The 24,469-nt window shown below is 53.2% G+C and carries 26 protein-coding genes; 3 read left to right on the forward strand and 23 right to left on the reverse strand.

What is annotated here, in order from left to right:
- Positions 1-27: 27 nt before the first annotated feature.
- Complete coding sequence (locus tag KKH3_RS11455) at positions 28-618, reverse strand: TetR/AcrR family transcriptional regulator (protein ID WP_039359587.1); 591 nt, start codon at positions 616-618, stop codon at positions 28-30.
- Positions 619-753: 135 nt separating this feature from the next.
- Between KKH3_RS11455 and KKH3_RS11460 the strand changes: the two genes are divergently transcribed.
- Together KKH3_RS11460 and KKH3_RS11465 are read left to right on the forward strand one after the other, a co-directional pair.
- On the forward strand, positions 754-1,962 hold the full coding sequence (locus KKH3_RS11460) for an MFS transporter (protein ID WP_039359590.1): 1,209 nt from the start codon (positions 754-756) through the stop codon (positions 1,960-1,962).
- Between the two features lie 37 nt (positions 1,963-1,999).
- Complete coding sequence (locus tag KKH3_RS11465) at positions 2,000-3,193, forward strand: MFS transporter (protein ID WP_039359592.1); 1,194 nt, start codon at positions 2,000-2,002, stop codon at positions 3,191-3,193.
- Between the two features lie 83 nt (positions 3,194-3,276).
- Here the strand turns inward: KKH3_RS11465 and KKH3_RS11470 are convergent, their stop codons facing one another.
- The 9 genes from KKH3_RS11470 to KKH3_RS11510 form a co-directional block, all read right to left on the reverse strand.
- Positions 3,277-3,816: a glycine zipper 2TM domain-containing protein gene (locus tag KKH3_RS11470; protein WP_039314289.1), complete on the reverse strand. Its 540-nt coding sequence runs from the start codon at positions 3,814-3,816 to the stop codon at positions 3,277-3,279.
- 469 nt (positions 3,817-4,285) lie between these two features.
- Complete coding sequence (locus KKH3_RS11475; protein ID WP_039359595.1) at positions 4,286-5,590, reverse strand: NAD(P)/FAD-dependent oxidoreductase; 1,305 nt, start codon at positions 5,588-5,590, stop codon at positions 4,286-4,288.
- A gap of 365 nt (positions 5,591-5,955) precedes the next feature.
- Entirely contained in the window at positions 5,956-6,498 is a 543-nt protein-coding gene (gene ycfP, locus KKH3_RS11480) for an alpha/beta hydrolase YcfP (protein WP_039359598.1), read from the reverse strand.
- Between the two features lie 28 nt (positions 6,499-6,526).
- Entirely contained in the window at positions 6,527-7,555 is a 1,029-nt protein-coding gene (nagZ, locus tag KKH3_RS11485; RefSeq protein WP_039359601.1) for a beta-N-acetylhexosaminidase, read from the reverse strand.
- A 196-nt stretch (positions 7,556-7,751) separates the two neighbouring features.
- Positions 7,752-8,636 (reverse strand): thiamine kinase, encoded by an 885-nt coding sequence (gene thiK / locus KKH3_RS11490; RefSeq protein ID WP_039359604.1) that lies wholly within the window; start codon positions 8,634-8,636, stop codon positions 7,752-7,754.
- Positions 8,617-9,198, reverse strand: coding sequence for a penicillin-binding protein activator LpoB (lpoB, locus tag KKH3_RS11495; RefSeq protein WP_039359606.1), 582 nt, complete (start codon positions 9,196-9,198; stop codon positions 8,617-8,619). The genes thiK and lpoB overlap by 20 nt, the downstream gene beginning before the upstream one ends.
- A gap of 21 nt (positions 9,199-9,219) precedes the next feature.
- Complete coding sequence (locus tag KKH3_RS11500) at positions 9,220-9,600, reverse strand: YcfL family putative periplasmic lipoprotein (protein WP_039359609.1); 381 nt, start codon at positions 9,598-9,600, stop codon at positions 9,220-9,222.
- A gap of 69 nt (positions 9,601-9,669) precedes the next feature.
- Positions 9,670-10,020, reverse strand: a complete 351-nt coding sequence (gene hinT, locus KKH3_RS11505) for a purine nucleoside phosphoramidase (protein WP_039359612.1) — start codon at positions 10,018-10,020, stop codon at positions 9,670-9,672.
- Positions 10,021-10,222: 202 nt separating this feature from the next.
- On the reverse strand, positions 10,223-11,677 hold the full coding sequence (locus KKH3_RS11510; protein ID WP_039359615.1) for an MFS transporter: 1,455 nt from the start codon (positions 11,675-11,677) through the stop codon (positions 10,223-10,225).
- Positions 11,678-11,800: 123 nt separating this feature from the next.
- Here KKH3_RS11510 and KKH3_RS11515 point away from each other — a divergent pair, with 123 nt between their 5' ends.
- Positions 11,801-12,598, forward strand: a complete 798-nt coding sequence (locus tag KKH3_RS11515) for a helix-turn-helix transcriptional regulator (RefSeq protein ID WP_039359618.1) — start codon at positions 11,801-11,803, stop codon at positions 12,596-12,598.
- 60 nt (positions 12,599-12,658) lie between these two features.
- Here the strand turns inward: KKH3_RS11515 and ptsG are convergent, their stop codons facing one another.
- The 13 genes from ptsG to rpmF form a co-directional block, all read right to left on the reverse strand.
- Positions 12,659-14,092 carry a PTS glucose transporter subunit IIBC gene (gene ptsG / locus KKH3_RS11520; RefSeq protein WP_039359622.1) on the reverse strand — a complete coding sequence of 478 codons (1,434 nt, stop codon included), beginning with the start codon at positions 14,090-14,092 and terminating at the stop codon, positions 12,659-12,661.
- 313 nt (positions 14,093-14,405) lie between these two features.
- Complete coding sequence (locus tag KKH3_RS11525) at positions 14,406-15,203, reverse strand: metal-dependent hydrolase (protein ID WP_039359625.1); 798 nt, start codon at positions 15,201-15,203, stop codon at positions 14,406-14,408.
- A gap of 19 nt (positions 15,204-15,222) precedes the next feature.
- Positions 15,223-16,233, reverse strand: a complete 1,011-nt coding sequence (gene holB, locus KKH3_RS11530) for a DNA polymerase III subunit delta' (RefSeq protein WP_039359628.1) — start codon at positions 16,231-16,233, stop codon at positions 15,223-15,225.
- Position 16,234: 1 nt separating this feature from the next.
- Positions 16,235-16,894, reverse strand: a complete 660-nt coding sequence (gene tmk / locus KKH3_RS11535) for a dTMP kinase (protein ID WP_039359631.1) — start codon at positions 16,892-16,894, stop codon at positions 16,235-16,237.
- On the reverse strand, positions 16,884-17,903 hold the full coding sequence (gene mltG, locus KKH3_RS11540; RefSeq protein ID WP_039359634.1) for an endolytic transglycosylase MltG: 1,020 nt from the start codon (positions 17,901-17,903) through the stop codon (positions 16,884-16,886). The genes tmk and mltG overlap by 11 nt, the downstream gene beginning before the upstream one ends.
- A gap of 14 nt (positions 17,904-17,917) precedes the next feature.
- Positions 17,918-18,715, reverse strand: coding sequence for an aminodeoxychorismate lyase (pabC, locus tag KKH3_RS11545; RefSeq protein WP_039362377.1), 798 nt, complete (start codon positions 18,713-18,715; stop codon positions 17,918-17,920).
- Positions 18,716-18,842: 127 nt separating this feature from the next.
- Positions 18,843-20,084: a beta-ketoacyl-ACP synthase II gene (fabF, locus tag KKH3_RS11550; protein WP_039359637.1), complete on the reverse strand. Its 1,242-nt coding sequence runs from the start codon at positions 20,082-20,084 to the stop codon at positions 18,843-18,845.
- Between the two features lie 80 nt (positions 20,085-20,164).
- Complete coding sequence (gene acpP, locus KKH3_RS11555) at positions 20,165-20,401, reverse strand: acyl carrier protein (protein ID WP_005970506.1); 237 nt, start codon at positions 20,399-20,401, stop codon at positions 20,165-20,167.
- A gap of 154 nt (positions 20,402-20,555) precedes the next feature.
- A complete protein-coding gene (fabG, locus tag KKH3_RS11560; RefSeq protein WP_010297224.1) occupies positions 20,556-21,290 on the reverse strand; it encodes a 3-oxoacyl-ACP reductase FabG in 735 nt (244 codons plus the stop codon).
- Between the two features lie 14 nt (positions 21,291-21,304).
- On the reverse strand, positions 21,305-22,234 hold the full coding sequence (gene fabD / locus KKH3_RS11565; protein ID WP_039359640.1) for an ACP S-malonyltransferase: 930 nt from the start codon (positions 22,232-22,234) through the stop codon (positions 21,305-21,307).
- Positions 22,235-22,251: 17 nt separating this feature from the next.
- Positions 22,252-23,205 carry a beta-ketoacyl-ACP synthase III gene (locus KKH3_RS11570; protein ID WP_039359643.1) on the reverse strand — a complete coding sequence of 318 codons (954 nt, stop codon included), beginning with the start codon at positions 23,203-23,205 and terminating at the stop codon, positions 22,252-22,254.
- A gap of 6 nt (positions 23,206-23,211) precedes the next feature.
- Positions 23,212-24,258: a phosphate acyltransferase PlsX gene (gene plsX, locus KKH3_RS11575; RefSeq protein ID WP_039359647.1), complete on the reverse strand. Its 1,047-nt coding sequence runs from the start codon at positions 24,256-24,258 to the stop codon at positions 23,212-23,214.
- 29 nt (positions 24,259-24,287) lie between these two features.
- The gene (gene rpmF, locus KKH3_RS11580) at positions 24,288-24,458 is read right to left on the reverse strand and encodes a 50S ribosomal protein L32 (protein ID WP_005970518.1); all 171 of its coding nucleotides are present in this window, start codon (positions 24,456-24,458) and stop codon (positions 24,288-24,290) included.
- Positions 24,459-24,469: the final 11 nt, after the last annotated feature.

Genomic DNA, 24,469 nt, shown 5'->3' on the forward strand with positions numbered 1-24,469 from the left:
CGTCTCGTCATGCTATTCTTTCGATCGCTACCGCGACTTGACTAATAGCCCACGCAGCAGCAATTCCAGCGCGGCAACGCCTTGTGTCAGCCGCGCATTGCCCTCCTCACCCTCCGCAATCCAGAACGCCGCTTCAGCCAGACTGCCGTAGATTAACGATGCCAGCGCCTGTGGATCGACATCCGCTACCACGCCCTGTCGGATAAGGTTATCGATCAGCCGCTGCATCGACTCAACGCAATGGCGCTGTGAATCCGGCGATGCGCCCCCCAAAACAGCCCGGGCATCGCGCAGCACAATACGCTGAATCTCTGGCTCCCGCGCCATTTCCAGATAGGCGCGGCAGCGACGCTGAAAGCCTTCCCAGGCATCTTCAGCAGTATCGGAGATGGCTTGCAGTCGTTCATCCATCTCGGCATCGATCTGTTCCACCACGGCTGCCAATAATCCTTTCTTGTCACCGAAGTGGTGATAAAGCGCCCCACGGGTCAGGCTCGCCTGCGCAGTGAGATCGTCCATTGAGGTGTCAGCATAACCGCGTTCGCTAAAGACCTTACGGGCGGTCGCCAGCAACGTAGTGCGGGTTTCTTCCATTTCAGCACGGGTACGACGAACCATCGACACATCCTTACATACACACCGTATGATTATTTACATTCAATCCGTATGAATATATGCTTTTATTCATACGCTCTGTATGTATTGTCGCTGTGCCACCGCGCGGTGGCAAGTGGATTCACTTTGGAGAATGAGATGCTCAATCCTTATCGAGAACTTTTCACCGCACCCGGCACCAAGGGCTTTGCACTGTCTGGCCTGCTGGCGCGCATTCCGCTGCCCATGACGGGTATTGGCATTATCACTATGCTGTCGCAACTGCGCGGCAGCTATGCACTCGCGGGTGCCGTGTCCGCCACCTTTGTGCTGACCTACGCGCTACTGTCACCGCAGACCTCTCGTCTGGTTGATCGCCACGGGCAAGGCCGCGTGCTACCGATTGCAACCGCCGTCAGCGCGATCGGTATGCTGCTTCTGATCACCAGCACCTGGTGGCAAGCGCCTGACTGGAGCTTATTCATCGGTGCCTTACTGGCGGGTTTCATGCCCAGCATATCCGCGATGGTAAGAGCACGCTGGACAGCAATCTATCGCGGCCAGCCTCGCTTGCAGACGGCTTACTCGCTGGAGACGGTGCTCGATGAAGTCACTTTTATCGCCGCGCCTCCACTGGCTATCGGGCTGTCCGTCGCAGTGTTTCCTCAGGCTGGCCCGCTGGCAGCGGCACTCTTGCTGATTATTGGCGTGTTTGCTCTGGTGACACAGCGCGGTACGGAACCACCAGTAGAAGCGCAGGATGTCAGCACGGATCGTTCGGGGTCGGTGATCAAACAGACGAACGTGCGTTTGTTGGCGCTGTTGCTGGTCGCAATGGGCGTCATCGTGGGCACCGTGGATATCGTCAGCGTGGCCTTCGCCGAACAGCATGGGCAGCCTGCTGCGGCCAGTCTGGTGTTGTCGGCTTATGCGGTCGGTTCCTGTCTGGCCGGGCTGGTGTTCGGCGCTCTCAAGCTGCGAACCGCATTGCACCAATTGCTGTTGCTGGGCGGCTTGGCAACGGCAGCAACCACGTTGCCTCTATTGCTGGTTGGCAGCATTCCGACACTGGCTGCGGCCGTGCTGATCGCCGGGCTGTTCTTCGCCCCCACCATGATCGTGGCCATGTCGCTGGTCGAACGTCTGGTTCCCGAACATCGCCTGACCGAAGGCATGACCTGGCTGCTGGCAGGGTTGAATGTCGGCGTGGCGCTGGGCGCAGCGGTATCAGGCCACGTTGTCGATGAGGGCGGTGCTCGAGCCGGATTTGCCGTGGCGCTGGGCGCTGGCGTACTAGTGCTGCTGGTCGCGCTATGGGGGTACCAGCGTTTTCGGGCACATGCCTCTTCTCTTCTCCATGTCGCTTGACGGTTAAACCGCTTGTGCCCCCTATTAGGACTGAACCATGAATACGTCTTCCTCTATCCCTACAGGTGCTGCTGCACAGCCTCTCTGGCTGGCCGTCGTCGCCGTTGGTCTTGCGACCTTCTCGGTGGTCACGACGGAAATGCTTCCAGTCGGCTTGTTAACCGCGATTGCCGATACGCTACAGACCTCTACCGGAACCGCTGGCCTGATGGTTTCGCTGCCTGCACTGTTAGCCGCGTTATTCGCCCCACTCGTGGTAATCGCATCCGGCGGTATGGATAGACGCAGGATCCTATGTGGACTGCTGACGCTGCTGGTTATCGCCAACATTGCCTCGGCACTGGCACCGGACATCGGTTGGATGCTGGCGGCACGCGTGCTGGTCGGTTTTTGCATGGGTGGCATCTGGGCGATTGCCGGCGGTCTGGCGGCCCGACTCGTTCCCGAGCACGCCATCGGCTTGGCGACATCTATCATCTTTGGCGGTGTCGCGGCGGCATCGGTACTGGGTGTGCCGTTCGGCGCACTGATCGGCGATCTCGCCGGATGGCGCTGGGCCTTCGGCTGCATGGCTGTCTTTAGCGGGCTGGTGCTAGTGCTTCACCTCGCGGTTATTCCTGCCTTGCCCGTCGCCCATTCCGTCCCCCTACGCCAGTTCGGCGAGCAGTTGATCAACCGTAAACTGCAAGCCGGGTTAATCCTGACGCTGTTGCTGGTAGCCGGACACTTCATGGCTTTTACCTTCGTGCGACCGCTGCTGCTATCGGTATCAGGGTTCGATGCGCGATGGATCAGCGCATTGCTGTTCGCCTATGGCTTGGCAGGCATCATCGGTAATTTTCTGGCGGGCATCATCGCAGCGCGACGTACGCCGTTAACCTTGATGACAATCGCGTTGGGGCTGTTGTTGACTCCGATACTTTTCCTGACCGTCGGTGACTCACATTTCGGCGGCGGTATAGTGCTGCTCGTCTGGGGATTAGCCTACGGCGGCGTGTCTGTCGGTTTGATGACGTGGATGATGAAGGTCGCGCCACGCGCCGTGGAGATGGCCTCCGCGCTGTATGTTGGCGTTTTCAACGTTGGTATCGCGCTTGGGTCATGGGTAGGCGGTCAGATAGTCGATAGCTCTGGCCTGATTACGACGCTTTGGCTGGCCGCTGGATTTGCAGCTGTCGCCTTACTGTTATCGTTGAGCATGAAACTGGCTGAAAGCAGGAAGATCGTATAATGAAAAAACCGCGAGCACCTTCTTTAGGTGGCTCGCGGTTTTTAGAGATGGTGTCAGCGCAAAACCGTAGACGTTCGGATCAGTTAACTCTGCTGATTCAGAATTAATTGCCCATTTCGATCTACTGGAATTTGTGTACCAGGATCGCGATCCATGCGGATTTTACCCTGCTGGTCGCCGATTTTATAGGTGACATCATAACCCAGAACTTTTTGTGATTTGTCGTACACCGTCTGACAGCGCTGTTGCTGCGTCGTGTACGTATCATTTTCCTGCATGCCGCTTTGTACACGGTTGCCCGCATAGCCGCCAGCCAGTGCACCCGCTACCGTTGCGACATCTTTACCGCGACCGCCACCGAACTGGTGCCCCAGAACACCACCCGCTACTGCACCCAGTACCGAGCCAGCAATCTGGTTTTCATCCTGCACCGGACGACGATGTGTCACGCTCACATTACGGCACTCCTGACGAGGCGTTTTGACCGTTTCTTTTATTGGTGTTGCTGTTAGCACCTGTGCAAACTGAGGTTTAGAGGAAAAGACATCCATACTCGCCACCGCCGCCACACCCAATGCCGCAGCCACACCAATACCTACACCCGCTAACATTGATTTGTTCACAGGATACCTCCCGAATCTATTCTCACGCATTCCCCACCTGCAACCCTGGCGTAAACCTTGTTTTACGCCAACTCGCGTTTAACGCGATGAATCCGATGGTTCCTTCTGAATATCAGCATTCAGAATTTTCGGCGTGCGTGCTACGCCATCTGTAAACAGTGGAAAGTCTGCACAATGTTTCACGCTCTCGCAATAAGACTAATTAACCAAAACTGTCAGATTCGTAACATAAAACTGCCATTTGGGAATTATCTTAACTGGAATTGCTAATAGGACGACATTTTATACTGTTATTCCAGCAAGATGCTCAACGGCATGACAAGCAAAAGTCCCGCACAGGAAAGGAGCCTTATTAAGGCATTGAGGGGAAGAGAAGAATATTTCCAAAGCATCCAAACTGGCGATGACAAAAAATACGGGCACGAAATAGCGTTCATGCCCGTATCATAAAGATGTCAGCAACGATGGATTAATGCAGTTTCAGACGCGGGCGAATCACACGATTGATCCCACCGACCAGCATCATCAAGCCTGTTTTAACATAGCCATGCAGAGCAACCTGGTGCATGCGATAGAGAGAGATATACACGAAACGTGCAATCCGCCCTTCTACCATGACGGAACCGCGCATCAGATTCCCCATCAGGCTGCCAACCGTACTGAATTTAGACAGCGAAACCAGCGAACCGTGATCTTTATAGACGTAAGGTTTCAACGTTTGCCCGTTCAGCAAGGCGATGATATTGCTGTGGCAACGTGATGCCATCTGGTGGGCCGCCTGTGCGCGCGGTGGTACGAAGCCGCCGCCTTCCTGCGGGCAGGAGGCACAGTCGCCAATGGCGAAAATGTTGGGATCGCGCGTCGTCTGCAACGTCGGCTCAACCACCAGCTGGTTAATCCGGTTCGTTTCCAGACCTGCAATCTCTTTCATCGCATCCGGTGCTTTGATGCCCGCTGCCCAAACCATCAGGTCGGCGTCGATAAATTCACCGTCCTTGGTATTCAGACCGCCACGTTCTGCGCTGGTCACCATGGTTTTCGTCAGCACACGGACGCCAATGTTGTTCAGCTCGTGATGTGCCGCCGCTGAAATACGCGGCGGCAGCGCAGGCAGAATACGCTCGCCCGCTTCCACCAACGTCACATTCAGCGTTTGGTTATCCAGCCCGTCAAAGCCGTAGCTATGCAGCTGTTTCACCGCGTTATGTAATTCCGCAGACAGCTCAACCCCTGTCGCACCGCCACCCACAATCGCGATGTTCACGCGCTCTTTTTCTTCCTGATTTGCCGTGAATTTCAGGAACAAATTCAGCATTTCATTATGGAAACGGCGGGCTTGTTTCGGGTTATCCAGGAAAATACAGTGATCTTTCACGCCCGGCGTACCGAAGTCATTTGAGGCACTGCCTAATGCCACCACCAAAATGTCATACGGGATACGACGCGCTGCAACCAGCACATCGCCTTGCTCGTCACACACTTCAGCCAGTTGAATCTGCTGCTGTTCACGATCGATATCCGTCAACATGCCCAGTTGGAACTGGAAATAGTGATTGCGGGCATGCGCCAGATAGCTCAGCGCATCCATATCGTCGTCCAGCGAGCCGGTTGCCACTTCATGCAGCAACGGTTTCCACAGATGGCTGTGGTTGCGATCCACCAGCGTGATCTCCGCTTTTTTCTTGCGTCCTAGCTTGTGACCCAAACTTGTTGCAAGTTCAAGTCCGCCAGCTCCCCCGCCGACAATAACAATTTTTTTGGTTGGTGATGTCAAAATGACCCCCTAAAATGTGAACCAATCGTTAATAAAGAGTAAAGAATAATATCCTTATATAACATAGGGTTCGCGTAAGTTAAGCCTGATATCTGCTGCAAGAATAGCACGCTAGGTTATTTGGTCATACCAAAATTGATATATATCAATTTATTTTGTCGGGCAGATTTTTAGCAAGAAAATTCCATTTTTATTTCAGTGTATTAGCGGAAATCTACGCGAAGAGAAAATGCTGAATCGTGCGCATCTGCGCCGCTGGATGAAATAAGAAAAGTACATAAACTACGTCATTCCTCCTGATTCCCCGCCAAAAAGATATCAGAAGGAACGACAGCAGCCATTAGCAGAACATTGCTAACGCAGAGTTAACCGAGCGTTTTGAAGGCTTTTATTCGCTGCAAATGGGGGGAGATGCTTTTGAATTTATGCGTCTGAATATCGTCCCAGACGATCTCGTAATACGTTCCCAACGTCTGCGCGCTACGCTGGCTGTCCAGCATTTCATCCTGACGAGAGAGCATCACCAAGCAGCGATCGCGGTTCTTTTCACGAAAGTTCGCCACGCACTTCGTGGCGATATCCAGATACTCTTCCGGGCGATCGATTTTCCCGCTCATGTTTTCCTGCGGGAAAAGGTTAGGGTTGACGATGACTTGTCGTATATCACACAGGAAACCGACCCGTTCGGCCCAGAATCCCCCCAACCCTACGCCACAGATCAGCGGACGATCGTCATCAGATTGCTGAATCGTCTTATCCACCTGCTTGAGCAGATGTTGCATATCATGGCGCGGATGCAGCGTGCTATAGCTAATCAGCCGAACATCTTCATCAATAAACTGAAGCTGCATGACCTTTTCATGGTTACCGGGGCTGGTCGAGTCAAAACCGTGTAAATAGATAATCATCTTTCATCCTCACCGCAGACTGAATTGCCTATTTCTCGCCATTTTTATGCGCCTGCCAACGCTCGCTGAGTAATGTGAGCGCCTGATTAGCCTGCTTCCAGCGTGGCGAATCCAGCAGTTCCCGACGAGAAAACGAACCCTGATGATATAAGCGCGTCAGTTGCTCCGCTTTGACCGGGGACAGGTTATCTAGCACGCTGACCGCCCCTTCCCGATGGTTACAGACCAGAATCATGTCACATCCTGCCTGCAACGCCGCCTGCGCCCGTTCGGGATAGCTGCCCATCACGGCGGCTCCTTCCATCGAGAGATCGTCAGAGAAAATAATGCCATCAAAACCTAACTCTTCACGCAGCACCGTTTTAAGCCAATAGGACGAACCACTGGCCGGACGCGGATCCGCCTCCGTGTAAATCACATGGGCAGGCATGATCGCATCCAACTGCTGGCGCTGGATCAGCGCTTTAAAAATCAGCATGTCGTGTGCGCGAATCTCCGCAAGCGGGCGTGGATCGCGCGGCGTTTCTTTATGCGAGTCAGCGCTGACCGCGCCGTGGCCGGGAAAATGCTTACCCGTGACCTTCATGCCCGCACTATGCATGCCGCGAATAAAACTCTGCGCCACCGCCAACGCCGTCTCTGGATTGGCATGAAACGAACGCTCACCAATCGCCGCACTCTGGTGGCCGATATCCAGCACCGGCGCAAAGCTAATATCGATATCCATCGCGATCATTTCCGCCGCCATCAGCCAGCCGCCTTCTTCCGCCAAACGCAGGGCTTCTGATTCGCTATTTAATGCCGCAAACGCCTGCGCGGCAGGCAGACGGGTAAATCCGTCACGAAAACGCTGAACGCGTCCCCCTTCCTGATCCACGGACACCACAAGGCGCTCGCGCGACGCCGCACGGATTTGACGCACCAGTTCGCGCAACTGCGCCGCATCATGAAAATTACGGGTAAATAGAATAACGCCGCCAACCAGCGGGTGTTCCAGTACTTCACGATCTTCTGCATCCAGCTCATAGCTGGCGACATCTAACATTACCGGACCCACAAAAACCTCATTCTTTAGAGTGTGCTGCTTAATAAAATGACCTTTACCACAAAAGCCAAACGGTCAGTCTAATGTTGGTCACTTACGTATGGATTTAGGGGGAAACACGATGATGAGGCTCCCGCTGGGATGCCTCGCACCGTGGTAGCCCCCGGCATCTATCCCCTTTACGATCGGAATTACACCGTCAGCCTGACTAAAGCCTGTGGCCCAGCTGTAGCCGATGATATAGCGCGGGAATGTCCGCTAAAAACTCGGGGCTCTTCGTTTGCTGCCAGCGTAACTCAAACCACATCAATACCAGATAATCGACCCAGGGGAACCATCGCATCATCTGTTGCTGGAGGCGGCTCACGGAAAACCCTCGCTGATGCCGCTGGTAACTCTGTAGAAAATACGTTTGCGCCAGGCTTTCCATCTTGCTGGCTCGCGCAATAAACGCTAGTTCAAAGGCAATATCGCCATCTGAGGCGTATTCCCAGTCAATCAACACCGTTCCTTGTGGCGTAATCAGCAAGTTTTCAGCATGCACATCGAGATGAAGAGGAGCCAGTGCCAAAGGCGTCGGTAGCGCCGCATGCTGAAAGTAATGATGGGCGCGCAACAACGCGGGCGAACGGCGTCGCGGATCCATCAACTGCCAGTGCTGTGCGAATAGCGTTTTGAGATCGAGAGGATGGCCGCTACGCGGCTGGCAATGAAGCTGAGACAATATTCGCGTCACTTCACCATTAGCCAGCATCATCAGGAACTCATCAGAGGTGGCAATGCGCCCCGGCACCCACTCGACAATGAGCCAACCGTCACGCCACAGCAGCGGCCGTGGCGCGAGACCTATCGCCGACATCTGTCGCAGCAGAGCAAACTCGCGCTGGCGATCGATGCCCATTTTCCGCTCGGTTGGTGATTGCCGACGCGCAAGCCATTCGATGCCTGTGCCACGGATACGCCAGCTTTTACTGCTCAGCCCGCCAACCAGCTCAAAGCGAAGATCCGCTATCTCCACGGCCGGGAAATATTTCTGGATCGTCACAGTCAGCTGTTGGTGGAGGCCTGCCTGCTTAATGCTGGACGGCGCCATTGCCTGACCACACAATTTCACCGGTCTGCACCAGCATCAGTTGCATGTCGAGCTGTGGCGATTTCACATCACCACTGACGTCGCTGTACAGTACATACTGCGCGCTGACATAGCGCGCCAGACCAATCGCCTTGCTGCGCGATCCTAAGCTATCGTCAACCGACAGGCCCAGCGTTTGTTTTGCGGCGGCCAGTTGCTCACGCGGCACCAGCGTAAACGCCTTACCGGAAGATAATGCGCTGTACAATGCCCCCGTCGCTTTCGCTATCGGCAGTGAACCATTGGTGTTATTTTTCACACTATCTACCAGCAGGATGCTGCCCGGCGTGACGCCATCGGCTTTCAGCATTTGCGCCACCAGCGGATTGATGCTGGCTTCCCAGTTCAACGTCTGGATTTTGGGCGGCTGTGGTACGGATTCCCCCGGTGGCGACGTTGGCGTAGTTGGCACTTGAGGCTCAACAGGCTCAATAGTCGCAGGTGGTTCGGTCGGTTCCGGCGGGCGGCTGGGACACCCTGTCAGAACCAATGCCGCCAGTATCACCCCTAGATACTTTTTCATATTTTCTCTCTCTGCACAGCATTATAAAAACAGATGAAGACGAACCTGACACGCATTGGGACTGCTGCGCGTTGAAAAAACCGTCATTTCCGTCTGTGGCGGGATTTCAATAGACTGCACCTCTTCAAAAGGCAGCACATCCAGCCCGTTTTCATCATACCAATAGAAACGATAATGCACGGTCACCGCGTGTGAAGCGTCGTTGCTGACGACGGAAGACGCACGCAGTCGACCATTTTCTGAATCCAGCGACGGGTTCCCTGCGGTAACACCGGCCGTTAGCACAGGGGCATCCAATACCAGCGTTTGCCGCTCATTGATAGTCAGCACTTTTGGCGCGCTACAGCTTGCCAGCAGGCCAGCCATCAAACACGCGGACAGAAAAAGCATCGGGTTACGCATGATGTTCTCGCATGGTGGTTTCCTCGCACGACAGTCTGCCCATGACTATCGAACCTGGTTCTAAAAGCTCTAGCTCGCCAGCAAAGGCCCTAATGCGCGGCCACCCAGCAGATGCATATGGATGTGATAAACTTCCTGCCCGCCGTGTCGGTTGCAGTTAATGATCAGACGATAGCCGTCTTCTGCAATACCTTCCTGCTGCGCAATTTTACCCGCGACCGTCACCATACGTCCCAGCGCCGCTTCATGCTCGGGAGCCGTGTCGTTAACGGTAGGGATCAAGACATTCGGGATAATCAGGATATGGGTTGGCGTGCGAGGCGCGATGTCACGGAAAGCGGTGACCAGTTCATCCTGATACACGATATCGGCAGGAATTTCCCGGCGGATGATTTTACTAAAGATGGTTTCTTCAGCCATGATTGATTTCCTTGTTAAAGCTGGCGTTGAACGACGTCATGTAGGCAGTATGAGTGACATATTCCATTTCTTTCAACCTTCTTCGTCTATTTCTGGTGCGGGTGGTTAAAATACGACTCCCAGTAAAAACCAGAAAGACGCCCGCCTGCTCCCGAAAACAGTGACGCTATCGCCGCTGCGGTAAGAATTTCGCACCGTCCTATCAACTGAATGACCGCTGCGTTCTTAGCAACATCCATAACAGGATACAGACCAGCAGAGCCGCGACCAGGTTGTAGAGCATTCCCGCTACAAAAGCTGCAACATACTCGCTCGCTTGGGCAACCGCACCATCGCCTGTCGCCAGCACGGTACCAAACAGGATCCCCACTACGGCCACACCCAGCGCCGCCCCAACCTGCTGAACCGTCGAGATCACACCGGATGCCATACCAGCCTGAGCCTCATCGACAAAGCCCAGAACCAGATTCAACAGCGGCGTCATGATGAAACCTTGACCCGCCCCGACCACCACCAGCACAGGGATCAGCCGTACAGCCACCAGATCCGCCCCCGCTATTTGCACTTGCATAATCAACAGGCCGATCGAGACAGCATAGATTAACGCCCCTGCGACGATGGCAGGCGTGCCCCAGCGGGCAACCAGACGTGGTGCAGCCAGCGATGCCAGAACGAAACCCACACTGCACGGCGCGAAAATACTGCCCGCGAGGAAAGGATCAAGCCCCAGCCCTGTTTGCACCAGTAGAGCAAAACACAGGAAAAATGAGCTGGATGTGGAATACACCAACAACACGAGCAACACGCCTAGCAGGAAGCGGCGCTGTGCAAGCAGGCGCATATCCACCAGCGGAAGATACCCCGCCAGCTGTCGACGTTGCTGCTGGCGATGAAAAATCATCAACAAGAGAGTGGCAGTGGTCAACATCCACAGGCTCCATGCTGGCCAACCTTGCCCTGGGCCTTCGATCAACGGTACCAACAGCAGCGTCAATCCCACACTGACCAACGCTACCCCCGTCCAGTCCAGCGAAGGGCGCTGCGGCGTGCGGGACTCAGGAATAAATCGTGCAAATGCGATAGCCAGCAGGCCAATGGGAACATTAATAAGAAAGATACTGCGCCAACCCAGCTCAAACAGATTAGCATGCACCAGCCATCCCCCCAGTACCTGACCCGCAATGGCGGCTAATCCCAACGTCATGCCCAGCAAGCCGAAAGCTCGGCGGCTATCGTTACCGTCGAAATTGACGCGGATAGAGGCATAAACCTGTGGAAACAGTAAAGCAGCGGCGAGCCCCTGCAAGATACGCGCACCAATCAGAAACCCCGCATGGGGTGCGAGGCCACACAGCGCGGAGGCGAGCGTAAATCCGGCCATGCCCACCACAAACAGGCGACGTCGACCAAATACATCTCCCAGTCGACCGCCCGTAATCAGCAATACGCCGAAGGCCAGTTCATAACCCGCCACGATAAAGCCGATCTGTGCAAAGCTAGCACCCAGATCGGCCTGCATGCTGGGAATAGCCACATTGACCACGAACAGATCGAAGATCGTGACAAAACCGGCCATCAACAGCACCGACAAGCCGAGCCAAGGTGGACTATTGACAGCCGGCGTAGGCAGTGCCGATGCGCGATAATGTGAGTTCATCTTGTGTCTCCTTGCATATCGAGAGTTTGCGTATCGAAAGTGATGACGCCGTCATTCTCAAATCCTTTTTAAACAATTACAATTTAACCACTTATGCTATTACTAAAAACAATGTGGTAAACGATGCGGACATTGGAAAGAACTCGCCACGATTTAGCCGCCTTTTTGCGCGCGCGGCGTGAACGGGTGTCACCCGCCGACGTGGGCCTGCCCAGCGGAGGAAGACGGCGCACGCCGGGGTTACGACGAGAGGAAGTGGCTGCGTTGGCTGGCGTGGGTCTGACGTGGTACACCTGGCTCGAACAGGGACGTGATATCGGTGTGTCCGCAGCATTTCTGGACAGCCTGGCACGGGTGCTCAAACTCGATGCCGCTGAACGTCGCCATCTGTTCCTGCTTGCGCATGAGCGACCACCAGCCGAACCGGGTAAGACGTGGTGCGTAGTACCGCCGCTGGTACGGCGTTTGATGCACGATTTGGCTCCGCATCCTGCCTATATACTCAACCTGCGCTGGGACGTGCTGACCTGCAATGAACCAGCAAACCAGCTTTTCGGTTTCGACGCCCACCCTCCCGAGAGACGCAACCTGCTCTGGCTGTTGTTTACCGATCCGTTACTGCATGAGCGATTCGTCGGCTGGGAACAACAGGCTCCACAAATGCTGTCGAGTTTTCGTCGCGATTTCGCACGCGCGACGCAGGAGGCAGATATTCATGAACTGGTGGACGAACTGGAACACGTGTCACCGGACTTCAAAACGTGGTGGCGGCAGCATGAGGTACATGCCCCGTGCAGCGGCGTGCGGGAACTGATGATCGACGGCAAGGCTGAAGCCTTCGAGCATACGTCGTTGACCATCGATGAAGATCGCCATCTGCGTCTGGTGGTTTACGCAAGGCAATCTCAGGAAGAGGAATAAGGCGATTCTGACCATAAAAAAAGGGGCTTTCGCCCCTTTTTACCACTCCCCAACAACACATCAGTGGTTACGGATGTAGTCGTCCATATCGGTTTTCAGGTTATCGGATTTTGTACCGAAAATGGCCTGAACACCGGAACCTGCTACAACCACACCTGCTGCGCCCAGTTTTTTCAGGCCAGCCTGATCAACTTTAGCCACATCGCCTACGCTAACGCGCAGACGGGTGATGCACGCATCCAGGTTAGTGATGTTTTCTTTACCACCAAACGCGCTAACCAGAGCGGCAGCCATTTCAGTGCTGTCCTGTGAATTTTGCTCAGACGAGCTATCTTCACGGCCTGGTGTTTTCAGGTTCAGTTTGGCAATCAGAACGCGGAAGATGGTGTAGTAAATCAGCGCATAGCCCAGACCCACAATCGGGAACAACCACAGGTTGCTACCGTTGCCGCTCAGCACCACGAAGTCGATCAGACCGTGGGAGAAGCTTGTACCATCACGCATACCCAACAGGATACAGATTGGGAACGCCAGACCCGCCAGAATCGCATGGATCACATACAGGATCGGTGCAACAAACATGAAGGAGAACTCAATTGGCTCAGTGATACCCGTCAGGAACGAGGTCAGCGCCGCAGAGATCATGATACCGCCCACTTTCGCGCGGTTTTCTGGCTTAGCTGAATGCCAGATAGCAATAGCCGCAGCTGGCAAACCGTACATTTTAAACAGGAAACCACCGGACAGTTTACCCGCAGTCGGGTCACCCGCAATGTAGCGAGGGATATCGCCGTGGAAAACCTGACCCGCCGCATTGGTGAACTCACCAACCTGCATTTGGAAAGGAACGTTCCAGATATGGTGCAGACCAAACGGAACCAGAGAGCGTTCAACGACCCCATAGATACCGAATGCCAGCATCGGGTTCTCGTTCGCAGCCCAGTGGGAGAATACCTGAATCGCACTGCCGACTGGTGGCCAGATGAAAGACAGTACCGTACCGATAACGATCGCCGTCAGACCGGAAATAATCGGCACAAAACGTTTACCGGCAAAGAAGCCCAGATACTCAGGCAACTGAATGCGGTAGAAACGGTTAAACATATACGCGGCAATCGCACCGGCAATGATCCCGCCCAGAACACCCGTATCCGCCAGGTGCTTCGCCGTAATCTCGGCAGCCGGTAGATTAAGAACCAGCGGTGCAATCGCAGCCATGGTTTTAACCATGATGCCATAAGCCACCACCGCCGCCAGTGCGGAAACACCGTCGTTATTAGTGAAGCCCAGGGCAACACCAATAGCAAAAATCAACGGCATGTTGGCAAACACCGAGTCACCGGCCTGAGCCATGACGCTGGAGACAATTTCAGGCAACCAGCTAAAATTGGCCGAACCGACACCCAGCAGGATACCTGCGATAGGAAGTACGGATACGGGCAGCATTAGCGACTTACCTACTTTTTGCAGGTTTGCGAATGCATTCTTGAACATAATTGAGTGTGCTCCTGAGTAATAGTGCTTTTACTTCTGATACTTCATATAAGCAAAGACGGGGAGAATGGCCTTTGCGAGTTGGGGTGTCTTAGCCCCCTTTAATTTTTACGCAGAGTAAAATAAATAGTGTTCATAATGTTTGATTGCTATCACGTTTCCACAAGCCGACAGGCTGAGATCGAACAAATATTGCACTTTTCTGTGATATATCGCTAAAAAACACGTCCCCCTGAAGAGGAAAAACCTAATCAAGGGGATTATGAAGCGCTATTAATTACACGGATAAAAAAAACTCGGCTATTTTCAGCCACTATTGCGCGGCGGTCAACCGAGCCTTATCAATGTGAAACAGGCGGGAGAAGTTTTCTGTCGTGGCGGCAGCGAGAGTTTCCAGCGATGTGCCTTTCAGTACAGCGAGATATTCTGCTACATCGCGTACATACGCAGGCTGGTTTTCCTGACCCCGGAACGGAACTGGCGCAAGCCAAGGGGAATCCGTCTCAATCAGCATCCTATCTAGCGGCACGTAGCGCGCTACGTCACGCAGCTCCTCTGCATTACGGAACGTCACGATCCCAGAAAACGAGATATAGAACCCCATATCCAGCAACGCTTTTGCCGTGATCAAATCTTCCGTAAAGCAGTGCAGAACACCGCTGCATTTCTCCGCCTGCTCATCACGCAGAATTGCCAGCGTATCTTCACGGGCAGCACGCGTATGTACAATGACCGGCTTGTTCAGATCATTACCAATACGAATGTGTTCACGAAACGACGCCTGCTGCTGGGCTTTTGTCTCCTGCTGGTAGAAATAGTCCAGGCCCGTTTCCCCCATCGCCACCACACGGCTGGCGCTGGCCAGCTCACGCAACTCGGCATAGTCATAAGGGGCTTCCTGATTAAGCGGATGAACGCCGCAGGAAAAGGCCACGTTATCGCGCTCGCCGATTAACTCCACCATGGCACGATAGCCGGGCAGCGTTGTCGCCACCGCCAGAAGGAAGCCGACATCGCGACGTTTCGCTTTATCCAGCACGTCGGAGACATCTTTATGCAATGACTCATAATCCAAACCGTCAAGATGACAGTGGGAATCCACTAACAACATGATATTTACTCGATAGTAATTAAACAGAAAATGGATGGCTGTCGCGCTTAACCGATGAAGCAAGCGTGCGCTCTCCATCAAGTAGACGTTCCGTCAGCAGCAGTTCACGGTTTACCCCCGTGACAGTCAGCAATTTTTGCCGACAATCCAGCCACTGTTGCAGTTCATACTGCAAATGTGCGGACGGTTCGCGCGCCAGACGCTCAACCAGTTCGATCTGATCCTGATTCACCCAATGCTCGCTTGCCCCCTGCTGCCATTTCATCGCATCCAGCAGTAACGTGGCCAACCAGTGAATACGAACATCAGCATCGTCATGATTCAGCTGTGGTATCAGCGAGAGCTGATCTCGCGAAGCCAGCGCGGCAGAAAACGCCTGACACAACGCACTACGCTGTTTCCAACGCTCTGGCTGCAATAACGCCTCAGCGGCAAGCGGCGCACCCGATTGCAATCTCAACGCCGTGCGCAATGCCTTACTGTCATGGCGATGGCGAGCGTTCAGCCACAGCACGCTCTGCGTCTCACCTGGGACATCCAGATAATGATACAGACAACGGCTGCGCAGCGTCGCCAATAGCCGTGCGGGTTCGCGGCAGCCAAACAAAAAGAAGGTATTCTGCGGCGGTTCTTCCAACGTTTTCAGCAGTGCATTGGCAGCAGCCTCTGCCAGTTGCTCAGCAGCAGCCAGCCAGATCACCTTTGCTCCGCCCTGCCGGGAGTGTTGGTACACCTTTTCCACAACGTCACGCACGGGATCGACGCCCAGACTTTGCTTACCTTTCTCCGGGCTTAACACATGCCAATCTGGGTGCGTTCCTGCGGTCATCAGGTTACAGGAGTGACATTGGCCGCAGCTTTTCATTCCATCAGGCCGCTGGCAGATCAACCAGCGGCTCAGCGCATAAATCAGCGACTCATCGCCCATGCCCGGCAGCGCATGCAGCAACACCGCATGATGGCCTCTGCCCGCCTGATATTGGCCGATAAGCTGCCGATACGATGCATTCAGCCACGGATACCACTCCATATCAGCTCTGCCCCTGCGCGACGGGCTGCAACCCTTGTTGCTGCAACCACTGCTGTAACGTCGCCTGAATATCCGCACTGACGGCATCAATAGACTGTGAGGCATCGATCGTCAGGATACTGTCATCCTCCGCCGCCAGTTCCTGATAGCGGGAACGGGTGCGATCAAAGAAAGCCAGAGACTCCTGCTCGATTCTATCCAGTTCGCCGCGCTGACGCGCGCGCTGCAAGCCGATGGTTGGTGGCAAATCAAGATAGAGCGTCAGGTCAGGACGAAAATCACCGAGCACGGTGTCGCGCAGTGAGCGCAGCAGTTGCTGGTCGATCCCGCGACCACCACCCTGATAAGCCTGTGAAGAAAGATCGTGCCGATCGCCAATGACCCAGTTTCCATCTGCCAGCGCCGGTTTGATGACGTTATCCACCAGTTGCACTCTGGCCGCGTATAACATCAGGACTTCCGCTTTGTCAGTGACCTTCTCATCGGCTATGCCTTGCTTGATAAGCTCACGCAGCTTCTCCGCCAACGGTGTGCCACCGGGCTCTCGTGTAAACACCACGTCTTTCACACCATGTGAGCGCAGCGTTTCCACAACGATATTGCGCGCGGTGGTCTTTCCCGCGCCTTCCAATCCTTCAATGACGATAAATTTACTGTTCATCCCGTTCCTTTAACGCTGAGCGGTATACCCTCACAGCACGATTATGGTCTGCAAGGTTAGTGGTAAAACTGTGTCCGCCTTTTCCATCCGCCACAAAATACAGGTACGACGTTTTGGCTGGATGCGCAGCTGCATCCAATGAAGCCTTCCCCGGCATCGCAATTGGCGTAGGCGGCAAGCCGGAGATAACATAAGTATTGTAAGGCGTCGGCGTATCTAATGCCTTACGGGTTATCACGCCTTTATAGTCGTCGCCCATGCCATAAATGACCGTAGGATCGGTCTGCAAGCGCATGCCCAGACGTAAACGATTGACAAAAACGGAAGCGACCTGCGTGCGTTCTTCATTGATCGCCGTTTCTTTTTCAATGATTGACGCCATCGTCAGCAATTCGTCCTGTGTCTTATACGGTAATCCTTCTTCACGCCCTTTCCATACCTCATCCACCGTTTTTTTCATGCGCTGGTGCGCACGCTGCAACAGGGCGATATCGCTCGTACCCGCCGTGTATGAATAGGTATCAGGATAAAACCAACCTTCCGGGTTCGTCTTATCTTTGATTTCCAACTGGGTGGCGACGTCCTGTTCAGCTTTATCGGCTAGTGAATGCTTGATATAAGGTGCTTGTTGCAGCGTGCCTAACCACTCTTTCAGCCGTGAGCCTTCGACAAAACGGATGGAGAATTGCGCTTCTTTTCCGCTAGACAGTAGCGCCAGCATCTCACGCACGGTCATTCCCGCCGTAAAGCGATACGTACCGGCTTTGAATTTTGCCAATTCAGGCTCGATACGCAGTAACCACGGAAAAAACGCGCCATCAGTCATAATTTTCTGATCTAGGAGCAGCGTTTCCAGCCCTTCTCTTCCCGTACCGGCAGGAAGTGTGAAAATAGTTTCTTGTTCGATAGTCAATGGAGAACCAGCAAAACGCTGCATTTTCTGCCACGCTACCAGCAACAGGAGTACAACAGCAGCAATAATCAGCAAACCAATTTTCTTTTTCTTCATAAATCAACCATCTACTAGCAGTCAAAACTCAGGAATTGATAAAGAACTCGGGAGTGGTAACGCCAGATATGTGCCTGATTCACGGGGACTATCGGCATTAATGCGTTACAAATCAGTACTTCATCCGCATCGGCCAACGTGGTTACGGGTTCGCTGACAATCTGTAGATCGAAGTCAGAACCAGCCAGCAAGGTGATAATATGTTGCCGGGCAATGCCATTCACGCCTGACTGGGATAAATCCGGCGTATAAACCCGATGCCCTTTGCGCCAGAATAAATTAGCGGCACAGCATTCCACTAGCGCACCGGAAGTGTCAAGCACGAGGGTCTCATCGGCGGATGTCTGGTCAAGATGCGCACGAATCAACACTTGTTCGAGCCGATTCAGATGTTTTATTCCCGCCAACAGCGGATTTTTAGCTAGCGCCACAGGGCTGAGATTCAAGCTTATGCCCTGCTCACGCCAGTTGGCATAGTGCGCAGGATAGCTTGTCTGCATGACGACTCGGGTTGGCTGCACACAGCCTTGGGCACTATAGCCACGCCCGCCGACACCTCGTGTTAGCATCACTTTCACTACGCCGTCTGCTCGCCCTCGTGCCGCCTGTTTCATTTCAGCAATCAGGCTTTCCCAGTCAAGCACCGGAAATAATAAGCGCGTGGAAGCCTGTTGCAAACGCGCAACATGTCGATCCAGCCAAACAATGTCGCCATCGCATATTCTGGCTGTCGTAAAACAACCGTCACCATACTGTGTACCCCGATCGAGTACCGAAAGTTGTTCCTGTAACTGACCATTTACCCACAGCATAATAAGCTCCGCATCATTCATCATCGTCAGCTTGCCAGTAAAGTTGCGTTGCAGACAAGCAGGGGTGTCTGATTTTATGCAGGCAAAAAAAAACCCGGAAACCGGGTTTTTTTAGACGCTATCGCAATCAAACTTTACGGAAGATCAGCGAACCGTTGGTTCCACCGAAGCCGAAAGAGTTGCAGAGTACATATTCCAAGTTGCTGACCTGACGCGCCTCATGAGGCACGAAATCCAGATCGCAGCCTTCATCTGGATTGTCCAGATTGAGCGTTGGCGGAACAGACTGATCGCGCAAAGCAAGAATACTGAAAATAGACTCTACCGCGCCTGCTGCACCGAGCAAATGACCCGTCATCGATTTTGTTGAACTCACCAGCACACTGCTGGCGTCCGAACCAAATACGGATTTCACTGCCTGCGTTTCAGCTTTATCACCCGCAGGCGTAGAGGTGCCATGCGCGTTGATATAGCCAATTTGGCTCGTTGACACACCGGCATCACGCAGTGCGTTTTCCATCGCCAGCGCAGCGCCAGAGCCGTTCTCCGGCGGAGACGTCATATGATACGCATCGCTGCTCATGCCAAATCCAACAATTTCTGCATAGATTTTCGCACCGCGCTTTTTCGCGTGTTCATACTCTTCCAGCACCATAAGGCCAGCACCGTCACCCAGAACAAAGCCATCACGGTCTTTATCCCACGGACGGCTTGCCGCCTGAGGATCGTCATTGCGCGTAGACAATGCACGAGCGGCACCGAATCCACCGACGCCCAATGGCGTACTGGCTTTTTCTGCACCACCGGCCAACATCACATCCGCATCATTGTAAGCAATAATGCGAGCGGCTTGACCAATATTGTGCACGCCAGACGTACAGGCCGTAGCGATAGAGATGCTCGGGCCACGCAGTCCGTACATGATAGTAAGATGTCCGGCCACCATATTGACGATGGTGGACGGCACGAAGAACGGACTGATTTTACGCGGGCCACCGTTCACCAGCGCAGTATGGTTCTCTTCAATAAGACCCAGACCGCCGATGCCGGAACCAATCGCCGCACCGATACGCGGCGCGTTCTCTTCCGTTACTTCCAAACCGGAATCCTGCATGGCTTGAACGCCAGCAGCAACACCGTATTGAATAAAGGCATCCATTTTGCGAGCTTCTTTACGCGAAATGAATTCCTCAGAATTAAAATTCTTTACTAAGCCAGCAAAACGCGTTGCGTAGGCACTAGTATCGAAATGGTCGATCAGGCTGATACCACTCTGACCGGCAAGAAGAGCACTCCAGGTAGACTCAACTGTATTGCCGACAGGAGATAACATGCCCAGTCCGGTCACAACTACTCGACGCTTAGACACGCTTATCCTCCAGGGAGGGAAAAAAGACACTGCGGGACAAAAAAACTTAGGCGGTCGAATGACCGCCTAGATATGTTCGCTTACTGCTGGTTAGCCTGAATGAAATCAATGGCTGCTTGAACAGTCGTGATTTTTTCAGCTTCTTCGTCTGGAATCTCAGTATCAAATTCTTCTTCCAGAGCCATTACCAGCTCAACAGTGTCAAGAGAATCAGCGCCGAGGTCGTCAACGAAAGAAGCATTGTTTACGACTTCTTCCTGCTTAACACCAAGCTGTTCAACGATGATTTTCTTAACGCGTTCTTCGATAGTGCTCATACTCTTAAATTTCCTATCAAAACTCGCTTTCGCGATGGTTTTCGTAGTGTATAAAATGTTTGAAAAGATGCAACAAAATCTCGGCTGGTCGAACCACGATTTTGTGCTATTTTGCGGTTATCACCGCAAATAAAGCAAATAGTTTTCGAGCTTTTTAGATCATATACATGCCGCCATTGACATGCAATGTTTCGCCAGTAATGTAAGCAGCTTCATCAGAGGCTAAAAATACAACAGCACTGGCGATTTCTTTAGCATCACCGAGTCGGTTAGCTGGAACCGACGTCAAAATGCCTGCTCGCTGTTCTTCTGTCAATGCCTGAGTCATATCTGTTTCGATAAAACCAGGCGCGACTACGTTGACCGTAATACCACGAGAAGCCACTTCACGTGCGAGGGATTTACTGAATCCAATCAGTCCCGCCTTCGCTGCCGCGTAGTTAGCCTGTCCTGCATTGCCCATCGTTCCCACAACAGAACCGATGGTAATGATCCGGCCAAAACGTTTCTTCATCATGGCACGCATCACTGCTTTAGACATGCGGAATACCGACGTTAAATTGGTATCCAGAATATCGTGCCATTCGTCATCTTTCATACGCATCAGCAGGTTATCACGCGTGATACCCGCGTTATTGATAAGAATATCAACTTCACCGAATTCTGCGCGAATTTCTGCTAATACGCTTTCTACTGATGCTGCATCGGCAACATTCAGCATATAACCTTTACCGTTCTCACCCAGCCAGCCGCTAATTGCTTCAGCACCTTTTTCGCTGGTTGCGGTACCAATGACTTTTGCCCCGCGGGCAACCAACGTCTCGGCGATGGCACGCCCAATACCACGGCTTGCACCAGTAACCAGTGCAATTTTCCCCTCAAAACTCATTGTATTCTCCGTTCTTATTTCTCAATCGCCGCTGAGAGAGAAGCAGGATCGTTCACCGCATCTGCTGTCAGGGTATCGACGATTCGTTTGGTTAAGCCAGTCAATACTTTACCCGGCCCGACTTCTAGCAGCGACTCAATGCCCTGAGAAGCCATAAATTCAACACAGTCAGTCCAGCGCACCGGGCAATGAAGCTGGCGCACCAGCGCATCACGAATGGCTTCCGGTGTGGTTTCGATGCGTGCATCGACATTATTGACAACAGGGATGACCGGAGAATTAAACGTCACGGACTCAAGCGCAGCAGCAAGTTTCTTCGCTGCTGGTTCCATCAACGCACAGTGTGATGGAACACTAACAGGCAGTGGCAGCGCACGCTTTGCCCCCGCCGCTTTACAGGCTGCACCCGCACGCTCAACGGCGTCTTTATTGCCTGCAATCACCACTTGGCCCGGTGAATTGAAGTTTACCGGAGACACCACCTGCCCTTGCGCGGATTCTTCACACGCCTTGGCAATAGCGTCGTTATCAAGCCCGATAATGGCATACATCGCACCCGTGCCTTCCGGCACCGCTTCTTGCATCAGTTTGCCACGCAATTCGACCAGACGGACGGCCTGTTGGAAATCCAGAACGCCAGCACAAACCAGTGCAGAATATTCACCAAGGCTATGACCCGACATCAGAGCAGGCGTTTTTCCTCCCTGCTGCTGCCAGACACGCCAGATAGCAACAGAAGCGGTCAGTAACGCAGGCTGCGTCTGCCAGGTTTTATTCAACTCTTCAGCCGGCCCTTGCTGGCTAAGCTGCCACAAGTCATAGCCTAACGCTTCAGAAGCCTGAGCAAACGTTTCGGTGACGATCGGGTATTCTGCCGCAAGTTCAGCCAACATCCCTACCGTCTGCGATCCCTGACCGGGAAACACCATTGCAAATTGCGTCATATCACAATCCTGTTTAATTAAAAACGAACCAGCGCTGAACCCCAGGTAAAACCGCCACCGAAGGCTTCAAGCAGCACCAGTTGTCCTGGTTTAATACGCCCATCACGCACCGCTTCATCAAGCGCTGAAGGCACAGAGGCTGCGGAGGTATTACCATGACGATCAAGCGTCACAACCACCTTATCCATCCCCATACCCAGTTTTTTTGCCGTGGCGTTGATGATGCGCAAGTTAGCCTGATGAGGCACCAGCCAGTCTAATTCACTTTTATCCAGTTGAGCCGCTTGCAGCGTTTCTTCAACGATATGAGCTAGTTCAGTCACTGCCACTTTAAAGACTTCATTACCCGCCATCGTCAGGTAAGCAGGCGTATCCGTGTGGTTACGATCCTGATGCGGCAGCGTCAGCAGTTCACCATAACGACCATCGGCATGCAGATGGGTAGAAAGAATGCCCGGTTGCTCTGACGGCGTTAACAGCACGGCACCCGCACCATCACCGAACAGAATCAGCGTGCCGCGATCTTCAGGATCCAACGTACGAGACAACGTATCAGAGCCAATCACCAGCGCGTATTTCACCGCACCACTTTTAACATATTGATCGGCAACGCTCAGCGCGTAGGTAAAACCTGCACACGCCGCAGCCAGATCGAAGGCAATCGTATCTTTGATCCCTAGCAGTTGCTGAACCTGGCAAGCGGAGCTAGGAAAAGCATGGCTTGATGATGTTGTCGCAACAATCAGAAGACCGACTTCAGAAGGATCGACATTCGCCATTTCCAGTGCTTTCTGCGCAGCACGGTAGCCCATGGTCGCTACGTTTTCATCCGGCGCAGCAATACGGCGCTCACGGATTCCAGTACGAGTGACAATCCATTCGTCCGTCGTTTCCACCATCTTTTCTAAATCAGCGTTCGTCCTGATTTCTTCAGGCAGGTAGCTGCCCGTTCCGATTATTTTTGTATACATGTACGCTTAATCACTCTTGGGTAATACCGCTTCTAGACGAGCGGCAATCCGCTCGGGAAGCTGCCGCCGTACCGTCTGCATTGCCTGTTCAATGGCAACGGCAAACGCTCTCTGGTTTGCTGCACCATGACTTTTGATTACAGTTCCCCGTAATCCTAGCAGGCATGCGCCATTATATTGATCGGGATTCAAATGACCGAAACGCTTTGATAAGCGTTTTTGTAGCAAACGCCCTAGCCATTTCAACCACCAGGATCGCTTTTGTTTTTGCCCAGGGCCTGAAGCTGGGGATTTCAGCAGTGACAGGAACATCCTTACCACGCCTTCCACCGTTTTCAGTGTGACATTACCCACAAAGCCGTCACAGACCATCACATCCGTTTTCCCCGTCAACAGATCGTTGCCTTCCAGATAACCGATGTAATTTATTGATGGTGCCTCTTTTAACTGCGCCGCTGCTTCACGGATAGTGCTCAGCCCTTTGCTTTCTTCTTCACCGATATTCAACAACGCGACCCGAGGATTTGTCAGTTCCAGCACTTCTTCTGCCATCACTGAGCCCATCACGGCAAACTGAACCAGCATCGTGCTGTCACAGTCAACATTCGCCCCCAGATCCAACACGACTGTTTTTCCGTGTTGCTGGTGAGGTAATACTGATACCAACGCGGGTCGTTCAATTCCTTCCAATGGCTTAATCAGGAGCTTAGCCAGCCCCATTAGCGCCCCCGTGTTGCCAGCACTCACACAGGCCTGTGCTCGACCGTCTTTAATCAACTCAAGCGCTATGCGCATTGAGGTACCACGGCTCGCACGAATAGCCTGTGACGGCCTCGCATCACTAGCAATAACCGACTCCGCCGGAACAACTTCTAAGCGGGAAAGTAAATCAGAATCGACTTTGGCAAGTAATGGAGTTATCGCAGCAGGATCGCCGACTAATAACAAATTGAGAGCTGGATTAGAAGCCAGTGCCTGCAATGCAGCAGGCACTGTTACGCAGGGACCAAAATCCCCGCCCATCGCATCTAACGCCAGTGTTAGGCGTGTCAAGGTATTGCCTTGCAAATAATTCGCAAGAATTACTTAGCAATTACCTTGCGACCGCGGTAGTAACCATCCGCAGTGATGTGGTGACGCAGGTGAGTTTCGCCAGAAACTTTATCTACGGATACAGAAGCGGTAGTCAGCGCATCATGTGAACGACGCATACCACGTTTGGAACGGCTAGGTTTGTTTTGTTGTACGGCCATGGACCTTACTC

Source organism: Pectobacterium actinidiae (assembly GCF_000803315.1).
GTDB lineage: Bacteria > Pseudomonadota > Gammaproteobacteria > Enterobacterales > Enterobacteriaceae > Pectobacterium > Pectobacterium actinidiae.

Excerpts from the sequence above, each read along its gene's own strand:
- KKH3_RS11455 (WP_039359587.1), bottom strand. The coding sequence starts at position 618 with ATGGTTCGTCGTACCCGTGCTGAAATGGAAGAAACCCGCACTACGTTG.
- KKH3_RS11460 (WP_039359590.1), top strand. The coding sequence starts at position 754 with ATGCTCAATCCTTATCGAGAACTTTTCACCGCACCCGGCACCAAGGGC.
- KKH3_RS11465 (WP_039359592.1), top strand. The coding sequence starts at position 2,000 with ATGAATACGTCTTCCTCTATCCCTACAGGTGCTGCTGCACAGCCTCTC.
- ycfP (WP_039359598.1), bottom strand. The coding sequence starts at position 6,498 with ATGATTATCTATTTACACGGTTTTGACTCGACCAGCCCCGGTAACCAT.
- thiK (WP_039359604.1), bottom strand. The coding sequence starts at position 8,636 with ATGGCGCCGTCCAGCATTAAGCAGGCAGGCCTCCACCAACAGCTGACT.
- lpoB (WP_039359606.1), bottom strand. The coding sequence starts at position 9,198 with ATGAAAAAGTATCTAGGGGTGATACTGGCGGCATTGGTTCTGACAGGG.
- KKH3_RS11500 (WP_039359609.1), bottom strand. The coding sequence starts at position 9,600 with ATGCGTAACCCGATGCTTTTTCTGTCCGCGTGTTTGATGGCTGGCCTG.
- hinT (WP_039359612.1), bottom strand. The coding sequence starts at position 10,020 with ATGGCTGAAGAAACCATCTTTAGTAAAATCATCCGCCGGGAAATTCCT.
- KKH3_RS11510 (WP_039359615.1), bottom strand. The coding sequence starts at position 11,677 with ATGAACTCACATTATCGCGCATCGGCACTGCCTACGCCGGCTGTCAAT.
- KKH3_RS11515 (WP_039359618.1), top strand. The coding sequence starts at position 11,801 with ATGCGGACATTGGAAAGAACTCGCCACGATTTAGCCGCCTTTTTGCGC.
- ptsG (WP_039359622.1), bottom strand. The coding sequence starts at position 14,092 with ATGTTCAAGAATGCATTCGCAAACCTGCAAAAAGTAGGTAAGTCGCTA.
- KKH3_RS11525 (WP_039359625.1), bottom strand. The coding sequence starts at position 15,203 with ATGTTGTTAGTGGATTCCCACTGTCATCTTGACGGTTTGGATTATGAG.
- holB (WP_039359628.1), bottom strand. The coding sequence starts at position 16,233 with ATGGAGTGGTATCCGTGGCTGAATGCATCGTATCGGCAGCTTATCGGC.
- tmk (WP_039359631.1), bottom strand. The coding sequence starts at position 16,894 with ATGAACAGTAAATTTATCGTCATTGAAGGATTGGAAGGCGCGGGAAAG.
- mltG (WP_039359634.1), bottom strand. The coding sequence starts at position 17,903 with ATGAAGAAAAAGAAAATTGGTTTGCTGATTATTGCTGCTGTTGTACTC.
- pabC (WP_039362377.1), bottom strand. The coding sequence starts at position 18,715 with ATGCTGTGGGTAAATGGTCAGTTACAGGAACAACTTTCGGTACTCGAT.
- acpP (WP_005970506.1), bottom strand. The coding sequence starts at position 20,401 with ATGAGCACTATCGAAGAACGCGTTAAGAAAATCATCGTTGAACAGCTT.
- fabG (WP_010297224.1), bottom strand. The coding sequence starts at position 21,290 with ATGAGTTTTGAGGGGAAAATTGCACTGGTTACTGGTGCAAGCCGTGGT.
- fabD (WP_039359640.1), bottom strand. The coding sequence starts at position 22,234 with ATGACGCAATTTGCAATGGTGTTTCCCGGTCAGGGATCGCAGACGGTA.
- KKH3_RS11570 (WP_039359643.1), bottom strand. The coding sequence starts at position 23,205 with ATGTATACAAAAATAATCGGAACGGGCAGCTACCTGCCTGAAGAAATC.
- rpmF (WP_005970518.1), bottom strand. The coding sequence starts at position 24,458 with ATGGCCGTACAACAAAACAAACCTAGCCGTTCCAAACGTGGTATGCGT.